The sequence below is a fragment of the Nocardioides marmoribigeumensis genome, from assembly GCF_031458325.1.
Taxonomy (GTDB): domain Bacteria; phylum Actinomycetota; class Actinomycetes; order Propionibacteriales; family Nocardioidaceae; genus Marmoricola_A; species Marmoricola_A marmoribigeumensis.
In genome coordinates this window covers 3,905,867-3,917,458 of record NZ_JAVDYG010000001.1, presented here as the reverse complement: position 1 = coordinate 3,917,458, position 11,592 = coordinate 3,905,867, and the positions used below count along the sequence as shown (strand labels likewise).

Genomic DNA, 11,592 nt, shown 5'->3' with positions numbered 1-11,592 from the left:
CGCTTCACGCGCCACTAGCTCAATTGGCAGAGCAGCTGACTCTTAATCAGCGGGTTGTAGGTTCAAGTCCTACGTGGCGTACTACCAGACAGGCCAGGACCTTCGCGGTCCTGGCCTGTTGCTTTCCCCGGGTCGTGGTGCTGACAGACTCGGACGGGTGAACGACGTCGACCCGCTGCACGCCGTCCCCGAGCTGGACCTCCCGCCCGGTTGGAGCGCCCGGCCCCCCGGCGCCGACGACGTGCCGGCCCTCGCCGAGCTGGCGACCTCGGTCCTCCACGCCTTCCGCGGCGAGGGCAGGGTCGAGCAGGAGACGGTCGCGGCGCTGGTCGTGGGCAGCGGGTCGTGGACCCGGCGCCAGCTCGTCGTCCTCGATGCCGACGACCGGGCCCAGGCCTGGGCGTCGGTGCACGACCGCGCAGCCGGCCGCACGATGGTCGACCTCACCGTGCGCCCCGACCTGCCCGAGGGCGACCGGGTCGCCGCGGCCCTGCTCGCCTGGATGGCCGACGTGGCCCGGGCCGTGGCCGTGCTGCGCCAGCTGGGGTCGACCCAGCTCGACGCGAGCCCCTACGCCGCCGACGAGCGGCTCAAGCGCTGGCTCACCGGCGCGGGCTACGCCAAGAAGCGCACGTGGCTGCACCTCACGCGCCCTGTCGACGACGCCGACGGCCTGCCCGGACCGCGCGAGGGCGTCGTCGTACGCCGGGTGGCCAAGCACGACGACGGCCAGCCGGTCGCAGCCGACATCCAGGTGGTGCACCTGATGCTCGAGGAGTCGTTCGCCGATCACTTCAACAGCTATCGCGAGAGCTTCCCCGAGTTCGTCCAGCGGCTGCGCGAGGACCCCGGTCACCGCTGGGACCACTGGTGGGTCGCCGAGGTCGAGGTCGAGGGCCAGCTGGTGCCCGGCGGCGCGCTGGTCGCCTCGGTCCTGGGCGAGGACGCCTCCGGCCACCACGGCAGCTACGTCGAGTACATCGGGGTCCACCGTCGCGCCCGCGGCCGCGGGGTCGCCAAGGCGCTGCTCCACACCGTGATCAAGGACGCCCACGAGCGGGGCCGCAACCGGGTGGACCTCGAGGTCGACGCCGACTCCCCCACCGGCGCCGACGGCCTCTACACCTCGATGGGCTGGACCCTGGACCACGTCACCGAGTCGTGGCACGGCGAGGTCACTGTCTAGCTCCCGCCCCGACCGTCCAGGACCCGGTGCACCTTGTGCTGCGCGGCCTGGGCGCGAGGACGGATCACCAGCTCGTCAACGTTGACGTGCGGGGGCCGGGTCACCATCCAGGTGATCGCGTCGGCCACGTCGTCGGCGGTCAGCGGCTCCGCCACGCCGGCGTACACCGCGTCGGCCTTGTCCTGGTCGCCGTCGAAGCGCACCAGGGCGAACTCCTCGGTCCTCACCATGCCGGGCGCGACCTCGCACACGCGCACCGGCTGGTCCCACAGCTCGAGGCGCAGCGTCTCGGTCACCACCTGGGTGCCGTGCTTGGCGGCGGTGTAGCCGCCGCCGTTCTCGTAGGCGATGCGTCCGGCGGTCGAGCCCACGTTGAGGATCACCCCGGCCCCGCTGGCGACCAGGGCCGGGAGCAGCGCGCGGGTGACCTGGATTAGGCCGATCACGTTGACCTCGTACATCGCCCGCCACTGGTCGACGTCGGCCTCGGCCACCGGCGCGGCGCCGAACGCACCACCGGCGTTGTTGACCAGCACGTCGACCCGGGGGCCGACCGCCGTGGCCAGCGCGGCCACCTGGTCGGCGTCGGTGACGTCGCAGGTCACGGAGGTGCCGCCGATCTCGCGGGCGAGGGCCTCGACCCGGTCGGCCCGGCGCGCCGCGCAGACGACGTGGAAGCCCTCGGCAGCGAGATGACGCGCGGTGGCGGCACCGATGCCGCTGCTGGCGCCGGTGACGACGGCGGTGCGGGAGGTCGGGTTCGGCATGCGGTCCATGGTGCCGCAGGCGACCTCGACCCTCACGACAGGGTGAGCCAGGTGCCCACGAGGGCCGGGACCAGCCCGAGGACCAGCCAGGTGCTCAGCGGCCGGCGCTCGTGGATCAGGCGCCCGGCGACCACGGCGATGACCCCGACGCAGGCCGAGAGGCCGAGCAGCACGACCTGGCCGAGACCGGACAGGTCGTCCCTGAAGGCCGCGAGCGCGGCGGTGCCGGCCGCGAGGTGGAGGATCGTCGAGACCAGCAGCACCGAGAGGACCCAGCGGCGGACGCGGTCGAGGTCGGCCTGCGTGCCCTGGGAGCGCAGGTGGCTCCCGCGCAGGTCGTCGGGGTCGAGGAGTCCCCGTCGGCGCGGGGGTGCTGCGGGTCGGTCCACCCCTCCATTGTCGCCTCACCCGTCAGGCCTCCGACCGCCCTGTGGCACGGTGGGTGGGTGACCTTGCCCACCTCGCTGCCCGCCTCGACGGGCTCGCCGTCACCCGCCACCGCGGCCGACGTCGCGGTGCACCACCCCACGGTGCACCCGCCGGGGGCGACCGTGGGCGACGTACGCCGGTTCCTGGCGGGCGGGCACGTCCACCTGGCGCTGGTCGTCGACGGCGACGGGCTGCTGCTCTCGACGCTGGTCCGCGCGGACCTCGAGGGCCGCGACGACGCCGAGGCGGCGGTCCACGCCGGCACCCTCCAGGGGCGCACCGTGCCGGCCGAGCTGCCGGTCGACCTCCTGCCGGACCGCATGCTCGCCGTGGGCGCGCGTCGCCTCGCCGTCGTCGACGAAGCCGGGCTGCTCGTCGGGCTGGTGTGCCGCAAGCGTTCGGGCGAGGGCTACTGCAGCGACGAGGGCATCCGGAGCAAGCGGGCCGACCGCCCGCCCGCCGGATGAGGCCCGGTCGGGCGCGCTACTTGGCCGGCTGGTGGATCGAGCGGCCGAGCTCGTGCACCGCGGCGTACGCCGTGAAGGCGTCGCTCTTGCGCTGGGCCGGGACGACGGGCCGGGAGACGGCGGTGAGCTGCTTGTGCTGGATCGCGGCAGAGAGCATGGGACGACAACCTTTCCTGCGCACCCGGTGGGGACGGGCGGAGGACCTGGAGGGGTCAGGTCTTGGGCCAAAGGTCCCCGGCCGGACATTCACTCAATCTTCCGCCGACGCTCCGGTCTAGACCGCGACCCGCTGTGTTCCGCCCCCGCCCGTCCGCCAAGATGGGCGGCATGACCCTCCGCCACCCGCGCACCCTGTTGGTTATCGCCTCCCTCGGTCTGGCGCTGTCGCTCACCGCCTGCGGCGACGACGAGCCCGCCGCGACCCCCGCGCCGGCCGCGAGCACCGCCGGCGGCGCGAGCTCGACCGCTCCGCCCCCGTCCTCCGAGGCGCCGGCGGGCCCCACGCTCGAGCTCACCGTCAGCGGCGACACGATCGACCCGGCCAACCAGCAGATCGACGCCAAGGCGGGCGACACCCTGGTCGTCGAGATCACCTCCGACCGCGCCGGCGAGCTGCACGTGCACTCCTCCCCCGAGCAGCAGCTCGAGTTCAAGCCCGGCAACACGCGCCTGGAGATCGAGCTCAAGCAGCCGGGTCAGGTCGACATCGAGGAGCACGAGTCCGACACGCTCGTGGCTCGCGTCCTGGTGAAGTGATGGTGGACTACCAGCCCCTCGGCGACTCCGGCCTCGTCGTGTCGATGGTCGGGATCGGGTGCAACGCCTTCGGCACCCGCATCGACCAGGACACCGTCGACGACATCGTCGACGCCGCCCTCGACGCGGGGGTCAACTTCTTCGACACCGCCGACACCTACGGCCGCGGGCTCAGCGAGGAGATGCTGGGACGCGCGTTGCAGGGCCGCCGGCAGGACGTCGTCGTCGCGACGAAGTTCGGCATGGACATGGATGGCGCCAACGGCCCCGACCACGGGGCGCGCGCCTCCCGCCGCTACGTCCGACGTGCAGTGGAGGCATCCCTGCGCCGGCTGCAGACCGATCACATCGACCTCTACCAGCTGCACCAGCCCGACCTGGTCACGCCGATGGAGGAGACCCTGAGCGCGCTCGGCGAGCTCGTGGTCGAGGGCAAGGTGCGCTACATCGGCTGCTCGAACTTCGCGGCCTGGGAGGTCGCCGACGCCCACCACGTGGCGCGACAGCTCGGGGTGCCCGGCTACATCAGCGCGCAGAACGAGTACTCCCTCTACAACCGCGTCGCCGAGGACGAGCTGCTCCCCGCGTGCCGGGCCCTGGGCCTCAGCGTGCTGCCCTACTTCCCGCTCGCCTACGGTCTGCTCACCGGCAAGTACGAGCGTGGCGAGGACGCCCCCACCGGCAGCCGGCTCTCGGCCGAGGGACAGCGGCGCCGCCTCCAGAACGCCGACTTCGACCGGATCGACGCGCTCCAGGCCTTCGCCGACTCCCGCGCGATCGACCTGCTCACCCTGGCCGTCAGCGGCCTGCTCGCCCAGGCGGGCGTCGGCAGCGTCATCGCCGGGGTCTCCCGGCCCGACCAGGTCGCCCGCAACGTCGGCGCCGCGTCCTGGCGGCCCGCCCGCAGCGACCTCGAAGAGCTCGCCGGCCTCAACCGTGACCCGCTGCCGGGGATGTCGCACCGCACCTACGCCCGGCGGGGGTGAGCTGCGGTTTCACTAGGTACCTAGTGACGTTGTCGCCTCCCGAGCGAAACTTCGCTCGGGAAGTATCAGTTTCACTAGGTACCTAGTGAAACTGACTCAGAGGTAGAGCCCGGTCTCGCTGTCGTCGACCCGGGTCGCGGCGACCGCGTGGACGTCGCGCTCGCGCATGAGGATGTAGCCCTCGCCGCTGACGTCGACCTCGGCCTTCTCGTCGGGGTCGAACAGCACCCGGTCGCCGACCTCGACGGCCCGGGCGTGCGGACCGACCGCGACGACGCGTGCCCACGCCAGGCGCCGGTTGCCGACCGCCGCCGTGGCCGGGATGACGATGCCACCGGACGAGCGACGCTCCCCGGCCTCGTTGTCCAGCTGGACCAGGACCCGGTCGTGCAGCATCCGGATCGGCGTCTTCAGTGGGTGACCTTCCGGATCACGACCAGCACGACGACGAAGCCGGCGACGCCGCCGACGACCTTGAGGATGTTCTCGGTGCGCGGGTTGCCCTGCTCGTCGACGAAGGTGCGCTTGACCGCGTTGACCTCGCGCTTGACGACGTTCTTGGGGTTGGTCCGGTCGACCAGCTGGTCGATCGTCGCCGCGAGCCGGGCCCGCGTCTCCTCCATGTCCTGCTCGATGCGGTCGGGCTGGCTCACTGTGGGTCTCCTAGCGGCGGTGGCCGGCGGGGGCGTACGACGGTCAGAGGCTACCGCGCGGCACGAGAGGCCCCGGGGGGACCCACATGGCGGGGGTCGAACCCGAACGGGAGCTCCAGCCGGTGGGAGGCCATCAGCTCGGCGTCACCGAGCAGGTCGGGCGTCGGGCCGTCGGCCACGACGACCCCTCCGGAGAGGATCACCGAGCGCGGGCACAGCTCGAGGGCGTAGGGCAGGTCGTGGGTGACCATGAGGACGGTGACGTCCAGCGAGCGCAGGATGTCGGCCAGCTCGCGGCGCGAGGCCGGGTCGAGGTTGGAGCTGGGCTCGTCGAGCACGAGGATCTCGGGCTCCATCGCCAGGACGGTCGCCACCGCGACGCGGCGACGCTGGCCGAAGGAGAGGTGGTGGGGCGGGCGGTCGGCGTACTCCTGCATCCCGACGAGCCCGAGCGCCCGATCGACGGCCTCGTCGAGCTCGGCCCCGCGCAGGCCGAGGTTGCGGGGCCCGAACTCGACGTCGTCGCGGACGGTCGGCATGAACAGCTGGTCGTCGGGGTCCTGGAAGACGATGCCGACCCGTCGGCGCACCTCGGCGAGGTTGGACCGGGTGACCGGGAGCCCCGACACGGCGACGCTGCCGGCGCCTGCGGTCAGGATGCCGTTGAGGTGCAGCACGAGCGTGGTCTTGCCGGCGCCGTTGGGGCCGAGCAGTGCGACGCGCTCGCCGCGGTGGACGTGGAGGTCGACGCCGAACAGCGCCTGGTGGCCGTCGGGGTAGGCGTGCGCGAGTCCGCGGACGTCGAGGACGGGCTGGGTCACGGCCTGTGCCCCCTCGAGAGCATCGCGAGGTGGACGCGTTCGCCGCGCTCGTAGGAGCGGATGAACAGCGCCCCCGCCGACCGCGCGAGCACCGGCCAGTGGCGCGGGTTGCGGGCCTCGAAGCCCCTTGCCTGCAACGCGATGCGCATCCGTGCCATGTCGGAGGTGACCACGTCGAGGTAGCGGACCATGAACGACATGATCTGCACGATCGGCGCCGGGACGCGCAGGCGCTCGAGGCCCCGCAGGATGTCGCGCGGCTCGGTGGTCGCCGCGAGCAGCAACGCGGCGAGCACGCCGAGGGTGCCCTTGACCACCAGGGTGCCCGCGGCCACGAGACCGGGGCGGCTCACGTCGAGGCCGAGCACCTCGACGCGCTCCCCCGTCGCGACGAACGGCAGCACGAGCGCGAAGACGAGGAACGGCAGCTCGACGAGGAGCCGGGGCGCGAGGTAGCCGACGGGCACCCGCGACAGGGCGACCAGGCCCAGGAGGAGGGCCGCGTAGAGCGCGAACGCCGGCCACCAGCCGTGGGGCGTCGCGACCACCAGGAGCATGCCGAGGACGACGGCGAGCACCTTGCGCTCGGGTCGAGCGCGGTGCAGCGGGGAGTGCCCGTGGAAGTGCACCCGGTGGCCGTGTCCGGCGCCCACCTCAGGACCGCGCGTCCGCGCGCCGGCGTACGACGCGGGTCAGGCCGGTGCCGAGCAGGAGCACCACACCGACCCCGACCACGCCGGCGACGCCTCGGGAGAGCCGGTCGTCGCCGACGCCGCGCACCGTGTAGCCGGCCAGCGGGGAGTCCTCGGCGACGTGGTCCTTCTCGGCCCTGGTGATGCCGTGGTCCTGGGCGACGCGGCCCAGCCCGTCGGGGGAGGAGGAGGCGTAGTAGCTGACCACCCCGCCCAGCAGCAGCACGACGACGAGCGCGAGACCGGCCAGGACGCGCAGCGGGAGGTGCCTCATCCGACCTCGCTCGCACGGGCCAGCCCGGGACGCACCTCGAGCTCGCGGGCGGCCAGGGTCGGGCGGGCGGCGTAGACCAGGTCGGGACGGACCGCGACGACGCTGCCGACGACCAGCCCGGTGATCGCCGCCTCGCCCAGCCCGATGAGCACGTGCCAGCCGAGCATGGCCGTCGTGAGGGTGTCGAGGGGCACCGGGGCGGCGCCGCCGACGGCGTACAGGCCCACGAACGCGAGCGCCGCGACCGGCACGGAGACGAACGCGGCGACGGCGCTGAGCGGTGCGACCAGGGAGGTGCGCCTGGGCAGGACGGTCTGCAGGCCGCGGAGGACGAGCCAGCCGACACCGACACCGACCAGGCCCATGAGCGTGATGTTGGTGCCGAGCGCGGTGATGCCGCCGTCGGCGAAGAGGAACGCCTGGACGAGCAACACCGTGGACAGGCAGAGCACGCCGGTCCACGGGCCCACGAGCGCGGCCGCGAGCGCTCCGCCGAGGAGGTGGCCGCTCGTGCCCGCGCCGACCGGGAAGTTGAGCATCTGGGCGGCGAAGACGAAGCTCGCGACCAGCCCGGCCAGAGGCGTGGTGAGCTCGTCGAGCTCGCGGCGGGCGCCCCGGAGGGCCAGCCCCACACCGACGACGGCGACTCCTGCGGTCGCCACCGAGGTCGGGGCGTCGAGAAATCCGTCGGGGACGTGCATGCGGGCCTCCGTTAGGTTGGCGTCGACCCCGAACCTACCTTGTTGCACATCGTTCGCAACAAGCAGACCCTCGCAGGAGAGCACCGATGAGCCGCCTCGAGCCCGGCACCCCGGCCCCCGACTTCACCCTCACGAACGACGCCGGCGAGGAGGTCACCCTCTCCGGCCTGCGCGGGCAGAAGGTGATCGTCTACTTCTACCCCGCCGCGATGACTCCGGGCTGCACCAAGCAGGCCTGCGACTTCTCCGACTCGCTCGACTCGCTGCAGGGCAAGGGCTACACGGTGCTCGGCATCTCCCCCGACAAGCCCGAGAAGCTCGCGAAGTTCCGCGAGAAGGACGGCCTCACGATCACCCTGCTCTCCGACCCCTCCAAGGAGGTCCTCACCGCGTGGGGCGCGTTCGGCGAGAAGCAGATGTACGGCAAGACCGTCCAGGGCGTGATCCGCTCGACCTTCGTCGTCGGCGAGGACGGCGACATCGAGGTGGCGCAGTACAACGTCAAGGCGACCGGCCACGTCGCCAAGCTCAAGCGGGACCTCGGCCTGGAGTGAGGCCCGTGACAAACTCGGCACCGCGCGCCCGTAGCCCAATTGGCAGGAGGCAACAGGTTTAGGTCCTGTGCAGTGCGAGTTCGAGTCTCGCCGGGCGCACCACGGCGTACGACGGCCGGGCGCCGCCCGCCGAGCGCGCGGCCAGGAGCCCCGCTCGAGGGTAGAGGCTCAGGCGTCCGGCCCCGAGGACAGCACCGCGGCGACCACCGGGGCGATCTCGCGCAGGGCCTTGCCGCGGTGGGAGATCGCGTCCTTCTCCTCGGGCGGGAGCTCGGCGGTCGTCACGTCGTGGCCGTCGGCGCAGAACAGCACGTCGTAGCCGAAGCCCCCGGTGCCGCGCAGCGACCGGATCACCCGGCCCCGCATGACCCCGTCGACCGCGTGCACGGCCGGCTCGCCCGACGCGGAGGGCACCGCGAGCACCACGCAGCAGTGGAACGCCGCACCACGCCGCTCGTCGGGCACGTCGGCCAGCTGGGAGAGCAGCAGGTCGTTGTTGGCCCGGTCCTTCTCCACCCGTTCGCCGGACACCCCGGCCCACCGGGCCGACAGCACGCCCGGCATGCCGTTGAGCGCGTCGACGGCGAGCCCGCTGTCGTCGGCCAGCGACGGCAGCCCGGTGGCGGCGAGACCGGCCAGCGCCTTGATCCGGGCGTTGCCCTCGAAGGTCGGCTCGGTCTCCGCCGGCTCGTCGTACGGCGGCACGTCGTCGAGGCCGAGCACCTCCACCCCGGGCACGTGACGGCTCAGGATGCGCTGCATCTCGGCGAGCTTGCCGGTGTTGCGGGTGGCGAGGAACACGCGAGGTGAGTCAGCCACCGAGCGCCTCGCGCTGGATGACGGTGAGGTCGGCGCACCCCTTGGCCCCGAGGTCGAGCAGCGAGTCGAGCATCGCGCGGTCGAACGGGTCGGCCTCGGCAGTGCCCTGCACCTCGACGAAGCGGCCGTCGCCGGTCATCACGATGTTCATGTCGGTCTCGGCGCGCACGTCCTCCTCGTAGGGCAGGTCGAGCCGCGGCACGCCGTCGATGATCCCGACCGAGACCGCGGCGACCGACCCGGTCAGGGGGGTGCCCTTCAGCGCCCCGCGGGACCCGAGCCAGCCGCAGGCGTCGGCCAGGGCGACGTACGCCCCGGTGATCGCGGCGGTGCGCGTGCCGCCGTCAGCCTGCAGCACGTCGCAGTCGAGGGTGATCGTGTTCTCGCCCAGGGCCTTGTAGTCGATGACCGCGCGCAGCGAGCGGCCGATCAGCCGGGAGATCTCGTGGGTGCGGCCGCCGATGCGGCCCTTGACCGACTCCCGGTCGGAGCGGGTGTGGGTCGAGGACGGGAGCATGGCGTACTCCGCGGTGACCCAGCCGAGGCCCGAGCCCTTGCGCCAGCGCGGCACGCCCTCGGAGGCCGAGGCCGCGCACAGCACGCGGGTGCGGCCGAACTCGACCAGGACCGAGCCGGCGGCGTGGTCGAGCCAGCCGCGGGTCAGGGTGATCGGGCGGAGCTCGTCGTCGGCGCGGCCGTCGACACGAGGCTGTGGCTCGGACGGGGGCGCAGAGGGGGTGTGGGCCATGGGCCCGACCCTAACGACCGGCTACTTCACCTCGCTGCGCAGGATGCGCAGCCCTCCGAGCACCAGCGGGAGCACGATCCAGATCAGGCCGGCGGTGCCGAGCTGCGCCCACGCCTCGGCCGTCGGCGGCCCCTGGTTGCCGACCGGTCCCCCGCCGCCCCACTCGGCCTGCGCGGAGCCGAGGTCGACCCACGGCGCGACGTCCTGCAGCGCGGGGACGAGGTTGAACACCACGCTGCTCACGATCGGGACCACGAAGAAGACCACGATCGCCGCGGCGCTGTTGAGGAAGAGCATGCCGAAGGCCAGCCCCTGGAGGATGCCGAGCGCCTGCAGGAGGGCGAACATCCAGGTCGCGTCGAGCACCGAGGTGCCGGCGGCGTCCCACGCGTTGCTGCCGCCGCGGACCGCGGTCACCAGAGCGGCCACGACGACCGCGACGAGCACGGCGGCGGTGCCGATCACGAGCGCGGCGAGCACCTTGGCGGCCACGACACGGGCCCGCACGGGGACCAGCGTGAACGTGGCGAGCGCCGCCCGCTGGCCCCACTCGCTGGTGACCAGCAGGACGCCGAGCACCGGGAGCAGGAAGCCCTGCGGCGTCGCCGCACCCCCGAGGAAGCTGTCGAAGGTGCGGTCCTGGTCGGGGGCGAAGACCGCGAACAGACCGATCGCGGCGACCGTCAGCAGCGCGATCACCACGAGCAGCCAGAAGCCGGCTCTGGTGTCGAGCATCTTGCGCATCTCGACCTTGACCAGTCGCGCGAGCGGGACGTGGGCGTCGCGGTCCTCCGGCAGGCTCACCGTCGACCCGGTCGTGCTCGTGCTCGTCACAGCACGTCCTCCCTCGCGGTGTCGGCGGTCAGCTGCAGGAACAGCTCCTCGAGCCCGGCGCCGTCGGCCCCGCGCAGCTCCATCAGCGCGACCTGCGACTGCAGCGCCAGGCGACCCACGTCGGCGGGGTCGGCGTCGGTGGTCAGCCCGCTGCCGTGCGGGCGTACGTCGTGGCCGGCGCGAGCCAGCGCGTCGGCCAGCGCGGTCTGCCCCTCGGAGTCGGCGGCGGCGGCGTAGGCGCCCTGGGTGGTGAGCAGGTCGCGCGTGCTCCCCTGCGCCACCACCCGGCCGCGCCCGATCATCACCAGGTCGTCGGCGACCTGCTCGACCTCGTGGAGCAGGTGGGAGGAGAGCAGGACCGTGCCGCCGCGGGAGGCGAAGTACTGCAGCATCTGCCGCATCCAGTGGATGCCGGCCGGGTCGAGGCCGTTGGCCGGCTCGTCGAGCACCAGCACGGAGGGGTCGCCCAGGAGCGCGTGGGCGATGCCGAGGCGCTGCCGCATGCCGAGGGAGTAGTTCTTCACCCGGCGCTTGGCCTCCTGGTCGGACAGCCCGACCAGGGCCAGCATCTCCTCCACCCGGCCGGACGGGAGTCCCATCGTGGCGGCCCCGACCGCGAGCACCTCGCGACCGGTGCGGCCACCGTGCTGGGCGGAGGCGTCGAGCAGGACCCCGACGTGGCGCCCCGGGTTGGGGAAGTCGGAGTAGCGCCGCCCCCCGATGCTCGTGGTGCCGCCGTCGGCGGGCGTCAGGCCGGTCAGGACGCGCAGGGTCGTCGACTTGCCGGCGCCGTTGGGGCCGAGGAAGCCGGTGACCCGGCCGGGCTGCGCGACGAACGAGACGTCGTCGACGGCCGTGAACCCGCCGTACCTCTTGGTGACGTGGTCGATGGTGATCACGGTCGT

Annotated in this window: 18 protein-coding genes and 2 tRNA genes; 7 read left to right on the top strand and 13 right to left on the bottom strand. The window is 73.0% G+C overall.

Translation table 11 applies throughout. The annotated features are described in order from the left end of the window. The first annotated feature begins 8 nt into the window (after positions 1 to 8). Both J2S63_RS18660 and J2S63_RS18655 read left to right on the top strand, forming a co-directional pair. Positions 9 to 81: transfer RNA gene (locus tag J2S63_RS18660), tRNA-Lys, on the top strand. Positions 82 to 157: 76 nt separating this feature from the next. Next, a complete protein-coding gene (locus J2S63_RS18655; protein WP_310305466.1) occupies positions 158 to 1,186 on the top strand; it encodes a GNAT family N-acetyltransferase in 1,029 nt (342 codons plus the stop codon). On the opposite strand, the gene J2S63_RS18650 is transcribed toward J2S63_RS18655, so the two are convergent. Then, positions 1,183 to 1,953, bottom strand: a complete 771-nt coding sequence (locus J2S63_RS18650; RefSeq protein ID WP_310305463.1) for an SDR family oxidoreductase — start codon at positions 1,951 to 1,953, stop codon at positions 1,183 to 1,185. The genes J2S63_RS18655 and J2S63_RS18650 overlap by 4 nt on opposite strands. A gap of 32 nt (positions 1,954 to 1,985) precedes the next feature. Beyond that, complete coding sequence (locus tag J2S63_RS18645; RefSeq protein WP_310305460.1) at positions 1,986 to 2,342, bottom strand: hypothetical protein; 357 nt, start codon at positions 2,340 to 2,342, stop codon at positions 1,986 to 1,988. A gap of 57 nt (positions 2,343 to 2,399) precedes the next feature. Here J2S63_RS18645 and J2S63_RS18640 point away from each other — a divergent pair, with 57 nt between their 5' ends. Next, positions 2,400 to 2,849 carry a CBS domain-containing protein gene (locus J2S63_RS18640; RefSeq protein ID WP_310305458.1) on the top strand — a complete coding sequence of 150 codons (450 nt, stop codon included), beginning with the start codon at positions 2,400 to 2,402 and terminating at the stop codon, positions 2,847 to 2,849. A gap of 16 nt (positions 2,850 to 2,865) precedes the next feature. On the opposite strand, the gene J2S63_RS18635 is transcribed toward J2S63_RS18640, so the two are convergent. After that, entirely contained in the window at positions 2,866 to 3,006 is a 141-nt protein-coding gene (locus J2S63_RS18635) for a hypothetical protein (RefSeq protein ID WP_310305455.1), read from the bottom strand. 170 nt (positions 3,007 to 3,176) lie between these two features. Here J2S63_RS18635 and J2S63_RS18630 point away from each other — a divergent pair, with 170 nt between their 5' ends. After that, positions 3,177 to 3,605: a hypothetical protein gene (locus tag J2S63_RS18630; protein ID WP_310305452.1), complete on the top strand. Its 429-nt coding sequence runs from the start codon at positions 3,177 to 3,179 to the stop codon at positions 3,603 to 3,605. A 2-nt stretch (positions 3,606 to 3,607) separates the two neighbouring features. Continuing rightward, positions 3,608 to 4,591, top strand: coding sequence for an aldo/keto reductase (locus J2S63_RS18625; RefSeq protein ID WP_310305449.1), 984 nt, complete (start codon positions 3,608 to 3,610; stop codon positions 4,589 to 4,591). 96 nt (positions 4,592 to 4,687) lie between these two features. On the opposite strand, the gene J2S63_RS18620 is transcribed toward J2S63_RS18625, so the two are convergent. The 6 genes from J2S63_RS18620 to J2S63_RS18595 are packed head-to-tail and all read right to left on the bottom strand — an operon-like array spanning position 4,688 to position 7,732. Further along, on the bottom strand, positions 4,688 to 4,987 hold the full coding sequence (locus tag J2S63_RS18620) for a GroES family chaperonin (protein WP_310305446.1): 300 nt from the start codon (positions 4,985 to 4,987) through the stop codon (positions 4,688 to 4,690). Between the two features lie 14 nt (positions 4,988 to 5,001). After that, positions 5,002 to 5,244 (bottom strand): DUF3618 domain-containing protein, encoded by a 243-nt coding sequence (locus J2S63_RS18615; protein WP_310305443.1) that lies wholly within the window; start codon positions 5,242 to 5,244, stop codon positions 5,002 to 5,004. A 50-nt stretch (positions 5,245 to 5,294) separates the two neighbouring features. Further along, positions 5,295 to 6,065, bottom strand: a complete 771-nt coding sequence (locus J2S63_RS18610) for an energy-coupling factor ABC transporter ATP-binding protein (RefSeq protein WP_310305440.1) — start codon at positions 6,063 to 6,065, stop codon at positions 5,295 to 5,297. Next, positions 6,062 to 6,718, bottom strand: coding sequence for a cobalt ECF transporter T component CbiQ (gene cbiQ / locus J2S63_RS18605; RefSeq protein WP_310305438.1), 657 nt, complete (start codon positions 6,716 to 6,718; stop codon positions 6,062 to 6,064). Before cbiQ ends, J2S63_RS18610 begins: the two co-directional genes overlap by 4 nt. 1 nt (position 6,719) lies before the next feature. Continuing rightward, entirely contained in the window at positions 6,720 to 7,031 is a 312-nt protein-coding gene (locus J2S63_RS18600) for a PDGLE domain-containing protein (RefSeq protein ID WP_310305434.1), read from the bottom strand. After that, complete coding sequence (locus J2S63_RS18595; protein ID WP_310305431.1) at positions 7,028 to 7,732, bottom strand: energy-coupling factor ABC transporter permease; 705 nt, start codon at positions 7,730 to 7,732, stop codon at positions 7,028 to 7,030. The genes J2S63_RS18600 and J2S63_RS18595 overlap by 4 nt, the downstream gene beginning before the upstream one ends. 86 nt (positions 7,733 to 7,818) lie before the next feature. Here J2S63_RS18595 and bcp point away from each other — a divergent pair, with 86 nt between their 5' ends. Both bcp and J2S63_RS18585 read left to right on the top strand, forming a co-directional pair. Beyond that, complete coding sequence (bcp, locus tag J2S63_RS18590; protein ID WP_310305429.1) at positions 7,819 to 8,286, top strand: thioredoxin-dependent thiol peroxidase; 468 nt, start codon at positions 7,819 to 7,821, stop codon at positions 8,284 to 8,286. Positions 8,287 to 8,310: 24 nt separating this feature from the next. Beyond that, positions 8,311 to 8,388 (top strand) — tRNA-Leu (locus J2S63_RS18585). Between the two features lie 66 nt (positions 8,389 to 8,454). Here J2S63_RS18585 and rdgB read toward each other — a convergent pair. From rdgB to J2S63_RS18565, 4 genes are read right to left on the bottom strand one after another with little or no spacing between them, the layout of a single operon-like run. Then, positions 8,455 to 9,105: an RdgB/HAM1 family non-canonical purine NTP pyrophosphatase gene (gene rdgB / locus J2S63_RS18580; RefSeq protein ID WP_310305427.1), complete on the bottom strand. Its 651-nt coding sequence runs from the start codon at positions 9,103 to 9,105 to the stop codon at positions 8,455 to 8,457. Continuing rightward, positions 9,098 to 9,853 (bottom strand): ribonuclease PH, encoded by a 756-nt coding sequence (gene rph, locus J2S63_RS18575; protein WP_310305424.1) that lies wholly within the window; start codon positions 9,851 to 9,853, stop codon positions 9,098 to 9,100. The genes rdgB and rph overlap by 8 nt, the downstream gene beginning before the upstream one ends. Before the next feature lie 21 nt (positions 9,854 to 9,874). Next, a complete protein-coding gene (locus J2S63_RS18570) occupies positions 9,875 to 10,687 on the bottom strand; it encodes an ABC transporter permease (RefSeq protein ID WP_310305421.1) in 813 nt (270 codons plus the stop codon). Continuing rightward, entirely contained in the window at positions 10,684 to 11,586 is a 903-nt protein-coding gene (locus J2S63_RS18565) for an ABC transporter ATP-binding protein (protein WP_310305419.1), read from the bottom strand. The genes J2S63_RS18570 and J2S63_RS18565 overlap by 4 nt, the downstream gene beginning before the upstream one ends. Positions 11,587 to 11,592 lie beyond the last annotated feature (6 nt).

Coding starts and splice junctions, on each gene's coding strand:
- J2S63_RS18650 (WP_310305463.1), bottom strand. CDS start 1,953: ATGCCGAACCCGACCTCCCGCACCGCCGTCGTCACCGGCGCCAGCAGC.
- J2S63_RS18635 (WP_310305455.1), bottom strand. CDS start 3,006: ATGCTCTCTGCCGCGATCCAGCACAAGCAGCTCACCGCCGTCTCCCGG.
- J2S63_RS18630 (WP_310305452.1), top strand. CDS start 3,177: ATGACCCTCCGCCACCCGCGCACCCTGTTGGTTATCGCCTCCCTCGGT.
- J2S63_RS18620 (WP_310305446.1), bottom strand. CDS start 4,987: ATGCTGCACGACCGGGTCCTGGTCCAGCTGGACAACGAGGCCGGGGAG.
- J2S63_RS18600 (WP_310305434.1), bottom strand. CDS start 7,031: ATGAGGCACCTCCCGCTGCGCGTCCTGGCCGGTCTCGCGCTCGTCGTC.
- J2S63_RS18595 (WP_310305431.1), bottom strand. CDS start 7,732: ATGCACGTCCCCGACGGATTTCTCGACGCCCCGACCTCGGTGGCGACC.
- bcp (WP_310305429.1), top strand. CDS start 7,819: ATGAGCCGCCTCGAGCCCGGCACCCCGGCCCCCGACTTCACCCTCACG.
- rph (WP_310305424.1), bottom strand. CDS start 9,853: ATGGCCCACACCCCCTCTGCGCCCCCGTCCGAGCCACAGCCTCGTGTC.